Origin of the sequence: Chitinophaga sp. 22308 (assembly GCF_052045305.1) — a bacterium.
GTDB classification, from domain to species: Bacteria; Bacteroidota; Bacteroidia; order Chitinophagales; family Chitinophagaceae; genus Chitinophaga; species Chitinophaga varians_A.
In genome coordinates this window covers 246301-263817 of sequence record NZ_JBQEOP010000006.1, presented here as the reverse complement: position 1 = coordinate 263817, position 17517 = coordinate 246301, and the positions used below count along the sequence as shown (strand labels likewise).

9 protein-coding genes are annotated in these 17517 nt (G+C 50.0%); 4 read left to right on the top strand and 5 right to left on the bottom strand.

Going from position 1 to position 17517, the window contains the following annotated elements:
- The first annotated feature begins 20 nt into the window (after window positions 1-20).
- Genes fucP through ACTJJS_RS24790 form a run of 4 tightly spaced genes read left to right on the top strand, consistent with a single transcriptional unit; the run spans window position 21 to window position 4854 of the window.
- Window positions 21-1289, top strand: a complete 1269-nt coding sequence (gene fucP, locus ACTJJS_RS24805; RefSeq protein WP_440665851.1) for an L-fucose:H+ symporter permease — start codon at window positions 21-23, stop codon at window positions 1287-1289.
- Window positions 1290-1294: 5 nt separating this feature from the next.
- Window positions 1295-1630: an L-rhamnose mutarotase gene (locus tag ACTJJS_RS24800; RefSeq protein WP_343746300.1), complete on the top strand. Its 336-nt coding sequence runs from the start codon at window positions 1295-1297 to the stop codon at window positions 1628-1630.
- 48 nt (window positions 1631-1678) lie between these two features.
- Window positions 1679-2776, top strand: coding sequence for an alpha/beta hydrolase-fold protein (locus tag ACTJJS_RS24795; protein WP_440665849.1), 1098 nt, complete (start codon window positions 1679-1681; stop codon window positions 2774-2776).
- Window positions 2671-4854 carry a beta-L-arabinofuranosidase domain-containing protein gene (locus tag ACTJJS_RS24790; protein WP_440666257.1) on the top strand — a complete coding sequence of 728 codons (2184 nt, stop codon included), beginning with the start codon at window positions 2671-2673 and terminating at the stop codon, window positions 4852-4854. Before ACTJJS_RS24795 ends, ACTJJS_RS24790 begins: the two co-directional genes overlap by 106 nt.
- A 29-nt stretch (window positions 4855-4883) precedes the next feature.
- On the opposite strand, the gene ACTJJS_RS24785 is transcribed toward ACTJJS_RS24790, so the two are convergent.
- The 5 genes from ACTJJS_RS24785 to ACTJJS_RS24765 all read right to left on the bottom strand — a co-directional run bounded on the left by ACTJJS_RS24785 (window position 4884) and on the right by ACTJJS_RS24765 (window position 17501).
- A complete protein-coding gene (locus tag ACTJJS_RS24785) occupies window positions 4884-6281 on the bottom strand; it encodes a sialate O-acetylesterase (protein ID WP_440665847.1) in 1398 nt (465 codons plus the stop codon).
- 82 nt (window positions 6282-6363) lie between these two features.
- Window positions 6364-7971, bottom strand: coding sequence for a glycoside hydrolase family 43 protein (locus ACTJJS_RS24780; RefSeq protein WP_440665846.1), 1608 nt, complete (start codon window positions 7969-7971; stop codon window positions 6364-6366).
- Between the two features lie 22 nt (window positions 7972-7993).
- Window positions 7994-10336 (bottom strand): family 43 glycosylhydrolase, encoded by a 2343-nt coding sequence (locus ACTJJS_RS24775; protein WP_440665844.1) that lies wholly within the window; start codon window positions 10334-10336, stop codon window positions 7994-7996.
- Between the two features lie 133 nt (window positions 10337-10469).
- Window positions 10470-15407 (bottom strand): LamG-like jellyroll fold domain-containing protein, encoded by a 4938-nt coding sequence (locus tag ACTJJS_RS24770; RefSeq protein ID WP_440665842.1) that lies wholly within the window; start codon window positions 15405-15407, stop codon window positions 10470-10472.
- 96 nt (window positions 15408-15503) lie between these two features.
- Window positions 15504-17501: an alginate lyase family protein gene (locus ACTJJS_RS24765; protein ID WP_440665840.1), complete on the bottom strand. Its 1998-nt coding sequence runs from the start codon at window positions 17499-17501 to the stop codon at window positions 15504-15506.
- Between the last annotated feature and the right edge of the window lie 16 nt (window positions 17502-17517).

Below are 17517 nucleotides of genomic sequence, written 5' to 3'. Positions count from 1 at the left end.
CTGCAAAACTATGCTCACATATGGCCACCCAAAAGACACTATTCCCGTTTATACTGATAACAAGCCTGTTTTTTTTGTGGGGATTTGCGCATAACCTCGACCCGATACTGATACCCCATTTGCAGAAATCATTTACGCTCACCACGGTCCAGGCCACCCTGGTGGATTCTGCCGTGTTTGTAGCTTATTTCCTCATGGCTTTGCCGGCGGGGTTTATTATGAAAAAATACGGTTATAAAACAGGCATTATCAGCGGGCTGCTGGTTTTTGCGCTGGGATCGTTTCTTTTTATTCCTGCTGCCAATACACAGCAGTATGTGTTTTTCCTTGTTGCGTTGTTTATCATTGCCTGTGGTCTGACCATTCTGGAAACAGCGGCCAACCCTTATGCTTCATCGCTGGGCGATCCGGCGTATTCCACGCAGCGGCTGAACCTGGCGCAGTCGTTTAATGGACTGGCCACCACATTGGCGCCTGTGATCGGGGCCCGTGTTATCCTTACTAAAGACTATACGGCGGCGCAATTAAGTGCGATGACGGAAGAAGGCCGCCGGCTGGCACTTGCAGCGGAAGCTGCCACGGTGAAAATACCTTATTTTATTTTGGGAAGCGTCCTGGTGCTGATAGCGGTCATTTTCGCTTTCACGCGTCTGCCGGCCATCCAGACAAATGAAGAGCAACCGGCCGGCAAACATATTTTTCATGCGTTCCGGCATCATCACCTGAGATGGGGCGTCATAGCCCAGTTTTTTTATGTAGGCGCCCAGGTCTGTGTGTTCAGCCTGTTCATTCTTTACGCCACAAAGGCTGCGGGCATAACAGCGGTATCGGCGGCTGATTACCTGGGTTTGTGCGGATTCGCCTTCCTGCTGGGGAGATTTATCGGTACTTACCTCATGCAATACTTCCGTTCAGCCAGGATGCTGGCAGTATACGCTGTGCTGAATATCTTTCTTTGCCTGGTGGCCATCTGGGGAACAGGTATGGTTACGGTTTACGCTGTAATAGGCATCTGTTTTTTTATGTCTATCATGTTTCCGACCATTTTTGCCCTTGGTATAAAAGAATTGGGTGGAGATACAGAGTTTGGAAGCAGCTTGATCATTATGTCTATTGTGGGAGGGGCTATCCTGCCGCGGTTATTTGGCTACATCAGCGATGTGACCGGCAATATTCAATATGGTTACATCATACCATTGATTTGTTTCCTGGTGGTGGCTTATTTCGGTTTTAAAGGCCATCGTGTAATACAGAAAGACGGAAAATTATTGGTTTCAACTATTATTTAAAAAATATGAAAAGACACTGTTTGGCGCTCGATTTAAAAGATGATCCCCGGCTGATTGAAGAGTATGAATATTGGCACAAAGCGGAAAACGGGTGGCCGGAAATAAAAAAGAGCATTCTGGACGCAGGAATCACAGAGATGGAAATTTACAGAACGGGAAACCGTTTACTGATGATCATGGAAACCAATGAACAGTATGACGAGACGGCAAAAGCTGCATCTGACGCGGCCAACCCGAAAGTACAGGAGTGGGAACAATTAATGTGGAAGTTCCAGCAACCATTGCCCTGGGCAAAAGAAGGAGAGAAATGGGTGTTGATGGAACAGATTTTTCGTCTTTAGAAAACCAGCATGCACCATGCTGTTAAAAATAACGGTAAAAAAAAGATAATGCGTAACAGATGTTTGTATATTTTGACTGTATTGACGGTGTTCTGTCATATCTGCCTGGCACAGGCAGATAATGCTTCTTCAAAAGCAGGTACAGTGCCTACTTTCCCTGATCCTCCTGCTGGCTTTAACCTGCAGCGTAATAATATACCTCATGGAAAAATGACGGTTGTGCAGTACCCGTCCAAAACGCTCGGTAAACGCCGCGAAATGAGCGTATACACGCCTCCGGGCTATACTGAAAACAGGAAATATCCGGTGCTGTACCTGTTACATGGCCTGGGACAGGATTACCGCCAGTGGACAGAATGGTGCCAGGCAGATAATGTTATCGACAACCTCATTGCAGATGGTAAAATGCAACCGGTGATCATGGTCTTTCCGAACTGTGATACCAGGCTAACGGTAACGGATACTGCATCATCCGGCCGGTCGGGGAGAGCGGACGGGTTTGAAGGCTACGGGAAACCATTTGAAGAGGACCTGCTGAAAGATATCATTCCCTACATCGATTCACATTATTCCACTATCAGCAACCGTGAACACCGTGCATTGGCAGGACTGTCAATGGGCGGCGGCCAGTCGTTGAACATCGGTTTGTATCACTTGGAAACGTTCGCCTATGTAGGCGGTTTTTCGTCGGCGCCTAACACCAACAAGTTTGGCGGTATGTATACCAACGTGCCGTTTATTCCGGATCTTAAGGCGGCCCGTGAGCAGTTGAAATTATTATGGATAGGATGCGGAAATAAAGATGGCCTCTTCGGGATCAGCGAAAAGGCGCATCAGTATCTCAGCGGGATAGGCATGCCACACGTCTGGAACGTGGACACTAACGGTCACGACAATACGGAATGGGACCGTAACTTGTATTTGTTCGCTCAACAGATTTTTATACAGCAGCATCAGCCGGGCAGATTGCAGACATTTGCTCCGGGCCAGGTCAGGCTGCTGTCAGGGCCTTTCCTGGATGCGCAGCGAACAGACGAAAAATATATTTTGTCTATGGACCCGGACCGCCTTTTGGCGCCTTTTCAGCAGGATGCAGGCATCCCTGTGAAAAAAAAAATTATGGCAGCTGGGAGAGCGGGGGCCTGAACGGACATATTGGTGGCCACTACCTGTCGGCGCTTTCATTGATGTATGCCGCTACCGGAAAGGAGGTTTATCTCCGGCGGCTGCATTATATGCTGGACCAGCTGGAAAAATGCCAGGCGAAGAACGGCGATGGTTACCTGGGCGGTATTCCGGATGGGAAAAAGGTTTGGACGCAGGTGGCAGCAGGCAGGGGAGAGGCAGTCACCCAAAGATGGGTGCCCTGGTATAACGTGCACAAAACGATGAACGGGCTGCTGGACGCCTGGACGCTCACTGCCAGCACCCAGGCCCGTGACATGTTGCTACGGCTTTGCGGCTGGAGCAGGAATGTGACAGCAAACCTCAGCGATGAACAGATGCAGCTGATGCTGCAAACGGAATTCGGAGGAATGAACGAGATTTTTGCCGCAGTAGCAGAGCAAACCGGCGATACCAGCTGGCTCAATATGGCCAGGCGCTTTACCCACCGGAAATTGCTCGACCCGCTCAGCAGACATACCGATGCGCTTACAGGATTACATGCCAATACACAGATCCCCAAAGTAGTTGGTTTTATGCGTACCGGGATGGCTGGGCATGACGCAGGACTGGAAGATGCTTCGGCATTCTTCTGGAACACGGTGGTATCGCACAGAAGCATCTCCATAGGCGGCAACAGCGTACGTGAACATTTCCATGCTGCGGATAATTTCCGGGCCATGCTGGAAAGCCCCGAAGGACCGGAGACCTGTAACAGCTATAACATGCTGAAATTGACCAGGCTACTTTTCCTGCACAACCCTGACCGGAAATTTATAGACTATTATGAGCGCACGCTTTATAATCATATCCTTTCCTCCCAACATCCCAACGGCGGTTTCGTGTATTTCACTCCCATACGCCCCATGCACTACCGGGTATATTCAACCCCTCAGAACGCCATGTGGTGCTGTGTTGGGACGGGACTGGAAAATCATGGGAAATTTACAGAACTGATTTACGCCCATTCGGACGACTCGCTTTATGTGAACCTGTTTATTCCCTCGGTATTACACTGGAAAAACAAAGCGATGACACTGATACAGGAGACCCGCTTCCCGCAGGAAGATTTCTCCTCGCTGAGCGTTACTTTGAAAAAGCCGCAGCTGGCAACGATAGCCGTGCGCGCGCCGGAATGGGTAAAAGACAGTGTAACCGTTACCGTTAACGGGCAACATGTAAGGTCTGACATTAGTGCATCGGGTTATTTGTTTATCCGTCGTACGTGGAAAAACGGGGATGTGCTGAAGGTCCATCTTCCAATGGAAACATATACAGAAGGCCTGCCGGACGGCAGCCACTGGCTTTCTTTTTTATATGGTCCTCTCGTGCTGGCTGCTGCCACAGACACGTTCGATATGCCAGGGCTGCATGCCGATACCAGCCGTTGGGGACATATTGCGCGCGGTAGCCTGCGCCCGATACAGACAGCCCCCTTGCTGGAACTAAATGGTCCGGGGCGTGTGGCGTTGCAACGTACGGGTAATGCACTGGAATTTACGATGAGCGGTCTTATTTCCGGCCCAGCCGTCAGGGACCTCAAACTGATACCCTTTTACCGCATACATGACAGCCGGTATATGCTTTACTGGCCTTATGCAGGCCAAGGCGGGAACGGCAGGCCACCGGGGCCGCTAAGTGATGAAAGGCAGCGCCTGGACAGCCTGACCATTGACCGCGTGTATGCGGGTGAACAACAACCGGAGGCTGACCATCAATTTGAGGACGGAGGCAGCAGTGCCGGTGTTTCAGGTGACCAGCATTTCAGGGTGGCACATCAGTCGTTTGCTTATACGTTGCAGGCAGCTTCCTCCGGAAAACATCAATTGTATATCCGTTACCGTTATAACAATGCGGAGGACTGTGGCAGTGTGATTGTTGGAAACACCAACCTGGTGGACTTATGCGGGAAAGCCAGTCACGACGGGGGCGAACAGGTGGCAATAGTGGACATCCCCGGGAGGATGATTTCCGCTGGCGTGGTAAAGGTAGTTTTCCGGGCTGCCGCAGGCAAGACTGCGCCAGGCATCATGGAAGTACGGCTTCTCAAAGCCCCGTAGGCTCTGGGCAGCCCGGCTATTTCTACTTGCTATTGTGCCACCGGCCAGTTGTCCGTACGGAAAGGCCCGACAGGCAGTCCTTCCGCAGAAAAAATATTACCGATAGCGGTGTTGGAGAAACCATATCTCACCGCTTCCGGTTTTTCCACTTTGGGGCTCCATACGATCAGCGCATCTTTTTCCACCTTCACGGACGCTTCGTGGAAAACTTTGTCCGCGCCGGCTACGTATAACGCAACCGGTGCTTTGCCATTGATTTTGAGAGAGGAGGGTACGTTACTGAAACGGACCACTGCTTTGTTGTTACGGATGCTTATATCTTTGAATGCGGGGCTTTTCCAGGCAAATCCTGTTTTGCCGTAGTTCTCTGCAAGCGCCCAGTTGGCAAGCCTGTTGCCGACTGTTTTTTTGTCCTGCGGATGAATATCTTTCACATTGTCCGTTACGTCGGACACTACTACCATGCCTGTGCCGGGAAGGGCGCTGCTGCGGGCCTGCGCCTCACGAAGCAATGCAGCTTCGGGGTCCTTGTCATAGGTGAATGGTGCTATCTGAACATAATAAAAGGGCAGTAGTTTATGCCATGCATCACGCCATGCCTGGATCATGCCGGTGAACAGCGGGGCATAGGTGGTAGCCGTTTTTACATTTGCTTCTCCCTGGTACCAGATAACTCCCTTTATATTGAAAGGAAGAAGCGGCGCTATCATCGCGTTATAGGCGTAACCTGGCTGATGCGGCCACCAGGCGGCGGGAGACAGTTTGGCGGCAGCTTCAGCAAGTTGCGGCTGACTAGTTACCAGACGCTCCGGCGCCCATACCTCTGCCGGTGTGCCTCCCCAGCTGGCGTTGATAAGACCTACCGGTACTCCCAACGTCTGCTGTAGTTTCAGTCCGAAAAAATATCCGACTGCGCTGAATGGCTTCAGACTATTGCTGTCGCATACTTCCCAGGCACCCTGGCAATCATCCTGCGGATATACGGCCGTGGTTTTAGGAATGTTAAAGAACCTGATATTATTGTTGCTGCAAACAGGCAGTTCTGCTGCTATTTGCCGGATACCATTGTAGTAGCTGAATTCCATGTTCGACTGGCCTGAGCACAACCACACCTCACCGATCAGGATGTTTTTCAGTACGATCTCATTGGAGCCTTTGAGCCTTATTTCATAAGGGCCGCCGGCTGCGGGGGTATGCACTTTCAAAGACCATTTTGCGTCTCCGCTGGTCGTGGCCGTGGCTGTTTTATTATCCCAGCCGGTATATACGGTAACTTTTTCAGAAGGGCCGGCCCAGCCCCAGATGGTTACGCTGTCGTTTTGCTGTAGTACCATGTTGTTGCCTACGAGTGATGGCAGCCTGATCGCGGCGTGAAGTACAGAGGGTATCAACAGGAGAAGTCCGTAGAGGAAGTGTTTTTTTATCATCGTGGTTAGCATCTTGAGGATTAAATATAAAAATGATAACCGACAAACAAAAAGGAAGAGATGAATATTTTTTCATTTCGTCCTACTTCCTGTAGTCATACCGAAACCAGGCAATATCCACGTACCCGTTGTCTTCCCTGGTGTTGAAATTAAAAATACCGATGCGGTCTCCCCGGTAGCTGCCCCAGGTGAGTTGATAAGTATTCCCCACGGTCTTAAAGGTTTTCCCGTCGGTGCTGAAAGCGTACTGACTTATTCCTTCAGTGCCCCATGTTGACCGGAGCCAGACAGATTCCCCGCTGATCGTTATGCCTGAAGTATCTTTCCCATTGTTGTCATATACTAAAGTCCGTATTCCATTCTCCTGTTTGATGCCAAATAAACTGTAGCTGGTGGTTGAAAAATGTGTTAATCCGCTGAACTGGCCGTCTGCCATATGACTGATATCGATTCTTACGGTCGCAGTGTTGTTGGGCGTGCGCATGCTGCGTTGCGTAAGCGTGTTTCCTGCCCGGAGTATAACGTTTGCCTGTTTCCTGGCAGAGACGGGCGTAAATGCGTACAATCGAAGGTAACCTTTACGCGCTGTTAATGACCATTTTCCGGCGCGTGGCTGATAGTTCCATTCCCACTGCACGTTTAGTTTTCCGGTATTGAATTCATCGCTGCCCTGAATGGAAATTTTTCTTTTATCGGATATAGGTTTGGGCCCGCTCCAGACCATACGCCCTATCGTATCGGCGTCCGGCTTGCCAATGACCGGCCATCCGTTTATCCAACTGACAGGGAGAAGACTGGCAGGACGCCCTTCCCAACCGCCGCTGCCATGGTGCGAGAGGAAATACCATTTGCCTGCAGGTGTCTGCAATAACCCGCCCTGGTTAGGTTCCCTGTCCATTTTGGGGTCCACGTGATTTAATTGCCGGGTCTCCCATGGGCCGTAGATATTTTTCGATCGTGCCATCATGATGACGCGGCCTTCCGGTTTTACTTCACTGAAATAATGGTAATAAAGCCCGTTGATCTTATACAGCTTGTTTGCTTCACTGCCATTGGACTGATGTATGATGGAATCAGATTCCATGATGAGGCGCTTCCCGTCTGGCGTCATCCTGAACAAATGAATGTTGTATTTCTTATTGTTTTTAGGATCAACAGCAAAATTGGTAGCAATAAAATAGAGCTGTCCGTCGTCATCACAAAACGAACAGCAGTCGTCCCAGCCACTGACGCTCCATAAATGATGAACAGGTTCCCAGGGCCCTGCGGGACTGGTGGCAGCGCTCATAAAAAAGCCATCATCAGGTGTGCCAAAATACACCCAGAATTTGTCATTGTAATATCTGATGGAACCGGCCCATATGCCTCTGCCATAACTGTTCATCCGGTCCCAGTTCAATTGCGGACTGATTCGTGTCAGATCATCCACCACATGGCCTGCAATTTCCCAGTTGATGAGATCTTTGGAATGCAGCACCACCATGCCGGGCGAAAACTGCATGGTAGAAGATATGGCATAATAGTCATCGCCTACGCGTATGGCGTCAAGATCACTGTAGTCTGCCGGTAGCACAGGGTTCACATAGGTTCCGTTTCCCTGGTCACCCCAGTTGCCGGTCATTTGCGCCTTAGAACATACACCTGATAACTGCAGGCAAAGCAGGAGCAATAAAAATATAAGACGATCCATCTGAAAATTTAACCATTGATATTTAGTAAATATGCCACTCCCAGATACCATTGAGCCCATGCAGGATTTTTACACGTAAATAACGGGCCTTGATGTTCAGGTTGTCGATGTGCGGCGATTGTACCATTACCTGCTGATGTCCACCGCAAGGTTTCCATACTTTGCCGTCGGCAGAATACTCCAGCGTGTATGCATGCCCGGCAGTGGGCCTGACAAAATACACTTCGCTGCGTTTGACAGGTTGCAGTTTGCCTAAGTCCGCGATCATCCAGGGTGTTGCATCTTCGGCGGCAGCCATCCACCTGGAGCCGTTTGCATGATCGAAAGCAAACTGCGGCGAAAAGGATTCTGTTCTTTTAAACAGGGAATCCTTATTGGGTTTGATGATCATATCGGAACGAACGCTGGATGCTTTTGAACTGATGACATCGATCTCTTTCTCAGGAGGCAAGGGATGGAGGGCGCCTGTCCCGTCGAGCGTCAGGTCAACGGGGCGGATGGTCCCGTCCTCATTAAATTCCAGCTTGTTTACATAGGTCTGCCGGTTAGTGCTTCCCCTGCCAAATTCCAGATAGGCAAAATAGTAATTATCTGTGCCGGGCACATTAAACACGCAGCCATGGCCGGGGCCGAAGATCTGCCGTTCATAACTGGTAGTGGCTATAATATCATTTGCAGGAAATTCAAACGGTCCCAGTGGGGATGTCCTGCTCATTCCGTAGGCATATTGGTATTTTTCATCGCCGCCAAGCGTATACAGGTAATAATAGATTCCATTGCGTTTAAAGAAGATGGGGCCTTCAGAATAACCAGGCCGCTTTGTGGCAATCTGAATGACGGAAGCCGTATCAATAGCTGTCATGCTCCGTTGTAGCTTTGCAGCAAACCGGCGTTGCCAGAAAATATAGGGCTGCCCGTTATCGTCAATAAAAACCTCCGCATCGATACCGGCAGGGCCTTGGGGATCTTTGGATTGTAACAGGGTGGCCGGCGTGAAAGTAGCGGAAAAGCTGTCAACGCCTTTTGCCAGTTTAAACGGTCCGTCCGGAGAGGCGGCAACGGCCGGATAAATAAAACCATTCACTGTTGGATAGATATAGTAAACGCCATTGGCGGCAATAGCTTTGCTGGGCGCCCAATATTTCTGCCCCATAGCAGCGGGAAAGTAAGTGCCGGAAAAACTCCAGTGAACAAAATCTTTCGACTTCCATACTACCGGCGGCCCCGATGTCTTCAGTCCCTGGTCATATCCATCTGTTGTCGCGTAACAGTAGAAGGTACCGTTTATTTCCTGGATGCTGGCATCGGCAATCATATCAGGGACCAGCGCATGGCCAAAGGGATTCTGTCGCTGCAAAAGGGCTTTTGAATTTGTATCATCATTCACGGTACTGTCGTGCCGGAGTAGTTGGATAGCTGTTTCCCTGGATATTTCCAGTACGGTGCCATGAGACATTTTCAGATCTGTTACCTCCCTTTGCCAGTCCTTTAAATCCTTACTGATAAATACGTACGCGTAGTCACTTTCAAAGGGGTCTGTAAACATGCAGTACCGGTCGCCTATTTTTACAACTGATGGCCCTTCATCGCCCGTTGATGGCCGTATAGGGCCGGATTCTTCACCCCAGCCGCCTTCCGGCGTTTTCCCGGTACGGTAGTATACATTAGGGACGCGGCTGTTGTCATCTTTCTTATAAAACAGGAGATATTTATTTTTGTCCCTGAAGATAAATGCGTCTATCGGCCCGTTGTTCCCGGGCGCGCCACCTGCAGGAAAACCATTCCTGAATAATATTTTGGGTTCGCTGAATATTTTGAAATCTTTAGTAGTGACATAATATATCCTGCCTTCGGAGCCCGCTTTTTTCCATGGCCCGATATTCGAAGACCAGTAAACCATGTACTCGCCTTTTAGTTCATTGAAATAAATCTCAGGCGCCCAACAATTGTTGGTGCTGTCAATACCTTTACCAATCTCGATGGTTTTTTGTTCGCTCCAGTGGATGAGGTCAGACGACGCTGCATAACCGATGTCTTTTCCTTTCCAGCCGGATGTCCACACCATCCGGTAAACACCGTCCCTGCCATGATGAATGCTGGGATCACGCATTAGTTTTTCCGAACCTACCTGTGGAGTGATAACAGGCCGTCCGGCATTCAATTGTGCCCAATGCAGGCCATCAGTGCTCAATGCCAGGTGTGCTCCTCCCGCCTGTCCTGTAAAATAGGAAAAGAGAAAAAACTGTTTGGCCTTCAGGTCAATTTTATGTTGATGTAAAATGCCGGTAGTGTCTTTAGCAACAGCATAAGCGACTGATATAAACAAAAGAATGGCGATAGGAATAAGCGTTTTTACAATTTTCATTCATGTTGTTTTTTTAAAGATAAAAAAGTTGTACAGCGTTATGATATAAAACAGGTACATACTTCAAAAAAGTTTCCGGGTACAGGGGCAGTGGCAGGAACGCCACCACCCTTGTGTCCGGAAGTTATCTGAATTATAGTTTCATGATTTTTCCGGTAATGAGCGTTCCGCGGTTGTTTATCTGTAAATAATAAGTGCCCGCGGCCAGTCCGCGGACTGACATAAACTGGGATTTTCCGGTGATTACCAGGTTTTTCACCTCTGTCCCGTGCTGATTGTATATTCTCATCACTGATCCGGTTTCAACTCCGCTTACCTGTATATTCAACACATCGGCAACGGGATTAGGATAGACAGTAAGCTGCTGATGGTTTGTTGCCGGTGATTCATTTCCTTTGCCGGTCAGGCTACCGGTAGCAGTACAATCACCAAGCCGGTCGCCATGGGCAAGATGCTCCTTTACGGCGTCTGAAGAAATACAAATGGTTTTGTTATTGTGGCAGATCATTATCTTGTTGTTATTGTTGCCACAACGGACGTCCAGTGTTTTAACGGTAACGGCGGCGGTGGAGGAACATCCCTTGTTATCGGTAACGACCACTGTACAGGCTGCGGCTGTATTTACGTTGATGGACGGAGTGGTTTGCCCGTTGCTCCACTGATAACTGTAAGGCGCGGTTCCGCCGGTAGCATTGGCCGTCAGTTCCAGCGATGTAGGCCCGTAACCGGCGTAAATGGTGTTCTTCTGATCTATCTGCGGATTCATGGCATACACATCCGGGATACTTGTGGTTACTGCCGCATTTACCGTTACAGCGGTGGATGTGGTATTCACATTACCATGTATGCCCGTGACCGTCCAGGTAATGACTGATTTTCCTGCATTGAATGCGCCGCTGGCGTCTGCGCCGCTTCCATTCCGGGAGGTGGCTCCTTGTACAGTATAGGTTATCGAAGCGACGCTATAGTCATCGGCTACCGTTAACGGGGGAACGCTGTAGGTATCTGACTGGCTGTAACAGTAGAACAGATTGGCAGGCGCGATGGGGGGCGTATAGGCTGTAAATGCGATCTCCGCGGCGCTTAAAGCTCTTTTGTATATCTTAAATTCATCGATAGCGCCATTGAAGAGGGGATCAGAGAACTGGGATTTCCCCAGGTAGTTCAACGAGGTGCCTGTAGCAGTACCCGCAGGGGTGAGTTGCTGCGGCTTGATGTTGATCGCTGTATTGGAAGATACCAGATTGCCGTTGATATACAGCCGGGCAGTATCGCCTGACTGGGTTACAGCCAGGTGTACCCAGGTGTTCAACGGGAAAACATAAGGGAAGCTCACATTGAGTTCTGTTCCGTTGTTTTTAATGGCATACCGTACGATGGATGAACTTATGTTGTTTACCGTGGTTGTTCCCGCCTGAACAGAGAGGAACATATATTGTGTAGTACTGTTCCCAAAATCAAACACCCTCATCCAGTTGGCCATTGCGTCCATTTTTACCCAGGAGGAAACGGTAAAATCGGACAAAGTGCTGACGATTCCGGCCGGCAACGTCGCATAGGCGTTGGCGTTACCGTTAAGTTTAAGTGCGCTTCCGGCTTTGCCGGCTGCCCTTGTTGCTACGGCTGCCAATGTGCCGTGTTTCGCTCCCCAGCTATCGATAGCGCGTATTCCGCTGGTTTCATCAAACTTCAGGTAAGTCATCTGGCCTGTATTAGGTGATGCCGTCACCTCCGGGCTTAAGGCGGTGCTATCTGTAGACGCCACTGTATAATAGTAGACCGTTCCGTTACTCACCGTAGTATCCGTGAAGCGCGTGGCGGTCTGATTGGCAAGAGTAGTGTAGGGGCCGCCTGGTGTGGTTGAGCGCTGTATGTTGTAGGTGGAATTGAAAACGGGGCTCCATTCCAGGATGTTTTGGGAGTCACCGGCAGCAACCGTCAGATTGATGGGCACCGTTCCCACGGGCACAAAACGGAATGGGAAGTTATAGGGAACAGGATCATTATCGCTTCCAACGATATAGTTTATTTGATTTCCGTTAATGTACCAATAACCGTTCCCGGCTGATTGCGCTCTTTGCACCGCGTAAGACGTCCCGTTAAAGTAAATATTCATGGAATTCCATGCATCCGAGTAAGGCGTGACACTACGGCCAAACTGTGCGCTCTCATTGATATAGTTGCTGAAAGACGCGGGTGCGCTGAGGCAGACAATTTTATACCTGCCATTGCCCTGTTTCGTGACATGCCAGATCTGAAGCAGGGGATCGGAATCTGCCAGGCTGAATAATGGTGTATTGGTTTCGTTCTTTGTCCAGAATGAATCGCTGCGGAGCGGCTGAAGATAGTAGTTTCCGTCAGCAAGGGTATTCATTCCATAGTACATGGAAGCTTTATACCGTTTAATGGCATTTCCCAGTATGGCCACATAGCTGCAAACTTCTGTAACAGTTGACTGTGAGTTATAGGCAGCCTGCACATAGGTAATGCTGTCATTTAACTGTGTTTTGGCCGCCACCGGGAATTTACCCAGCTCATTCGTGGTGCTGACAGCTGTCGTGTCGCGTAGTTTTTTGGCTTCAGCCAGTTTTTGAAGGTACACGGAATCCATTTCCGATGCGGTGACCGGTTCTATCCTGAAGATCTGGTTGGCACCATCAAGCCATCTGTTGATATTCATCACAACGCCGTCCGCGGTATTTGAACCCGGTACTTCCAACGATTTCTGGCTGGGTTTTCCGATGATGCTAAAAGTACCGTTTTCCCGGTCTTTAATCGTCCAGACCTGGGCGTCATCAGTGTCTGAGTAGGTCCGCTGTTCTACGGTTGCGCCGTTTGTGACGGCATTACCGGTAACATCCATCGCTTTTCCGCTCAACAGGTTAATGATCTTATAATCAGTACCTGATTTACGGGTAATGGTCCAATGTTGGTTACTGGAGAAAGAATAGGTCTTTTGTCCCAGCAGGGCACTGTCAGCAAGGGAACTGTTTTTAACCTCCACTGCTTTACCGCTATGGGTGGCTATAATGCGGTACAGGCCATTGAGTGTTTGTGGTACGTATGGCGCCCGGGGCGTGCCCGCATCGGCGGGGGAGTCGGCGCTGGTGCCGGCGGCGTTTGTGGCGCATACTTTGTAATAATAGGTCTGCCCGTTAGTGGCGTTGTTGTCCATGAAGCTGTTGCCCGGAAGGTTGGACGCGATGGTTGTATACGTTCCGTTTGCTGAAGCGGCCCGTTTAAGCGTATAGCCTGTTGCGCCAAATGATGAAAGCCACCTTACGCGCACCTGGTTGTCTCCGGGGTATGCATATACGAAATACGGCGCTTCAGGTTGGGTAACGATTCCTCCCTGTCCGCCAGTCACACTTACATTGCTAAAAGTCGCTGTATCCAAAGATCCGTTGGTATTGGAGCAAACAAGCAGGCCTATATATGCTTTACCGGTGAAGCCTGCAAACCTTCCCTGCACTTCTGAAGCCCAGCTTGTGCCATCGGCGGAGTAATACATTCCTATCACATCTCCGATCCTTTCAATTTTGACCCAGTAAGCATCCTGTGGGACAGGTCTTTCCGCTTTTTCCCAGTTGGAGCCTCCTCTTACCTCTGTCCATCCATGCATAAAAGCCTCCGCTCTTTTACCTGATTTAATGGCGATCCATGCCCTTTGTGCGGAGGTAGCCGTCAGATCAGAACGGATCATGAGCCCTGCTCTTGAATTAGGGCTGCTTTTTCCGATTGTTTCTACTTTGGCTATAATAGAACAGTTTCCGGTCACTTCTTTGTAAACGAGGTGCAGGCCATCTGCTGCGTGCGTTAATATGTCCGTTCCGCTTCCATTTACTGTCCAGACATTATTATTGTAAGCGCTGTTCCCTGCCGGGGAAACCGTTCCGATATCCAGATCTGTCAAGTCGCCTGTTCCCGCTTTTCCCGGGTCGGGAACGATTTGGGTTTGCGGAGGAACGACAGCGGTAGAATGATCTTCCGATTTATAAAACCAGGTATAGACAGGATCAAACCGTCTTGGAATGTCGGTAAGCCGCTTCGTGACATAAGCGGAGCCCAGATTTTTACGTACCATGTAGGCTCCGTGTATAAGGGTAAGTCCCCATCTTCCGCCGTCCCAGACACCGCTTTCATCGGTTAAATAATGCGCATCAGTAGTGCCATAAGGTATATATCCAATGGAGTCGCCGGTATTTTTCCTTGAAAAGTATTCCCCTGTTGCAAGAAGCCGGTTATCCAGTTCAGAATAGAGGTCCAATCCTTGCTTCCATAGCACTTCAGCGGCAAAAGCCAGGTTGCCCCACATGCCATGTGCATGCCCCTGATCTCTTGCGCTTTCGCCATTCTCCCCGCTTGGCAGCGTATTTTTTAATCCGGTAGCGCCGATGTATCTCATCAGGTGAACGATGTGCGCCACTTTTTCCGGGTCATCGGAAAATGCGGCGATCACAGCTCCTGCAGCTATGCTTAATGTGCCTTTGTTGGCCGGCCCCAGGGCATAACCATTACAACCAGAAGGAGGCCAGTAAATGTTATTGAACAGGTTCTGTACCGCGGTGGTGTTGGCTGGCGTCCAGCCGCCCCAGGTGCCGCGGAGGATGGAGGCGGCGCCTCCATAGGCAAACGCGAAATCTCCCAGGTCGAGGTTTCCCAACTGTCCGGTAAATTGAGTTTGGGTATTGGCCCATGCCACTAAAATATCCCTCGCTTTTATGGCATAAGCTTCATTGTCCGTAAAATACCACATAAGGGATTGATAAAAAGCAGCGGTCATATCGTTCATCCATTGGCCACGATTGACGTCCGGACTACGGCTGACGGTGGCGAACGGCCCCTGCATCTTATATGTCAACTGTGACTTGCCATCTGCAGCCATGATGTCATATGCCTGTTTCCATGGATAATCGCCGGCCTGTATATGGGCCTTTAACACACTCAGGTCCGAAGCGGAAAGAGGAATGCCCGGATGCACAAAGGTTTGGGCCCCTGCATTTGAGGAAAGCAAAAAGATAAAAATTACTGCCCAGAAGCAGTTGGTCTTTCTGGTAAAAAAGTCTGTCATAGGGTGTTGTTTTTTGAGGGTTTAAAATGGTTATCATTACATCTTGCTGAAAATGTCTTTTACTATTTGAAAAATCTTTTTTCACTTACTACCGATTTAATCTACCGTTATACTATCGAATGTCGCTGTGTTTAAATTGGAGCTGTTTGATGAAACCGCCAATCCAACATAATAAGCGTTGGCCATTGATACTGTAACCGGATTACCTACAGCAAACCATGTGGTCCCGTCGGTTGACTGATAGGCGGTGATGGTGTTCCCTGCTTTCCGCAAGCGGAACCAGGTGGGAGTGCGCGTGTAGGCGTTACCGGTTTGAAAGCCCATGGTGCCGCCTGTGGAAGTGCGGCTGCCAAATCTTGCTTCACGGACACCTCCGTCTCCGGAGGTCATGCTAAAAGCAATGGCATTGGCGGAAAGGGATTCCCTGACCATGATGCCCGTTTTCTGAGAGCCGCCGCCCTTCCATGTGCTTTCTGCGACCCGAGCTGTGATTGTAACGTCGCCGGTTACACTTTTATACACATAACCCAATCCATCTGCGGCGCCGCCGATGCCGGCGCCGGAACCACCTACCACGAAAGTCCCGTTGTTTACGTTGGCATACCCGGCAGTGCCTGCGGTGGCCGCTGTTCCAATATCCTGTCTGCTCCAGCCGGCGGGCAATGTGCCTGTAGCGGCCGGAGTGGCATTCACTTCCGGGGAATTACTGCTGGTCCCTGCCTGGTTAATGGCAGATACGACATAGTAGTACCGGGTGCCGTTGGCCACACCCGCGTCCTCATATAACGGAAAAGTTCCTCTGAAGGTTGCTATCTGGGTATAGGGGCCACCGCTTGTTGTTGAACGCAGTACATTATAGCCGTTGGCTGTCGGCACCGGGGGCCATCTTAACCATACTTTTCCTACACTTGCGGTTGCTTTCAGTCCTGTTGGTATCGATGGCGCAGGGGAGGAGGGATAAGGTGACGCACTTGCATTTAATGTATAACATAAGGTGCCGAAGCCAAGGTTGTCGTCGTGCTCAAAACCTTCCGGCCTGTTCACTTCTGCCATGGCTTTTACGTATGGGGCGCTCAATCCTTTTCTTACCACATAGTGGTTGTAAATCATTTCCCAGATGGGGCGTTGCAATCTTCCCCTGCCGCCGCTATTTTGTTCCGACGCCCAGAAATTCAGGACGTTATCGCAGTTGTTATACGTGGAGTACGGAACGTCCTGCCACAGGTTGTATTTGGCGGTATATTCAGCGCCTGCCAGCAGGCGGTTGTTGTCATAGCCATACATGTCCTGGCCCTGGTTCCACGCTATCTGGCAGAAGCTGGCCAGCATGCCCACGCCCAGCAATGCATGTTCCTGGTCGCGGCCTGTTTCCTGCCACTGTCCCAAACCTCCCGGATGCAAAAAAGGAATGGCCTTCGTGATATTGCCATTGCCCGCACCGGATTTAAAGTAGGTAATGGCCTCATTGAATTTGGCCGTGTCGTCGCACAATACGCCGATGCTTAAAATGGCCGTGATGTTGCAGATATCCCAGTTCGCCCAATAATGGCTGATGCAGGCATTGTTGTGGCGGGTTAAAAAATCATGGCAGTTAGGATAGAGGTAGGTGGTCATCATTTTTTTAAATTGATTAAAATCTGCCTGTGACCAATTGGGATAAAGACGCAGTATCTCTGCTGCCACAGCAAATTCGTAAACCGCGATCCCCATCAGTCCGGGGATGTCTTGTCCGCTGGGGACCTGGTTTACGGCGTAGGCCCATGCGTTCAGGATTTTCCGCGAACAGGCTGCATAGGAGGTGTCGCCTGAAATATACCAGCGCAGGGCATTGAGATAGGCGGCGACAGCATCTGCTGACGCGCGCTGGCGGCTGACGCCCATATTGGCCTGTGCCGCGGCGGTGTAAGTGTTTTGTGCCTTGGGGTGAGCTATGAGGGCGTTCCAGCTGTCAATCCAGGGATGCGCTCCGGCTGCTACCTGTGTTTTCATCCGGTCTAAATCCGTTTTGGTGTGTAAACCGCCGGGATGAATAAAAGTTTGTGCTGCTGCTGCCGTGCTAAAAAAAAGCAGCAGCAGGAATAACGGGTATTTCATAACAAGATTTGTTTTA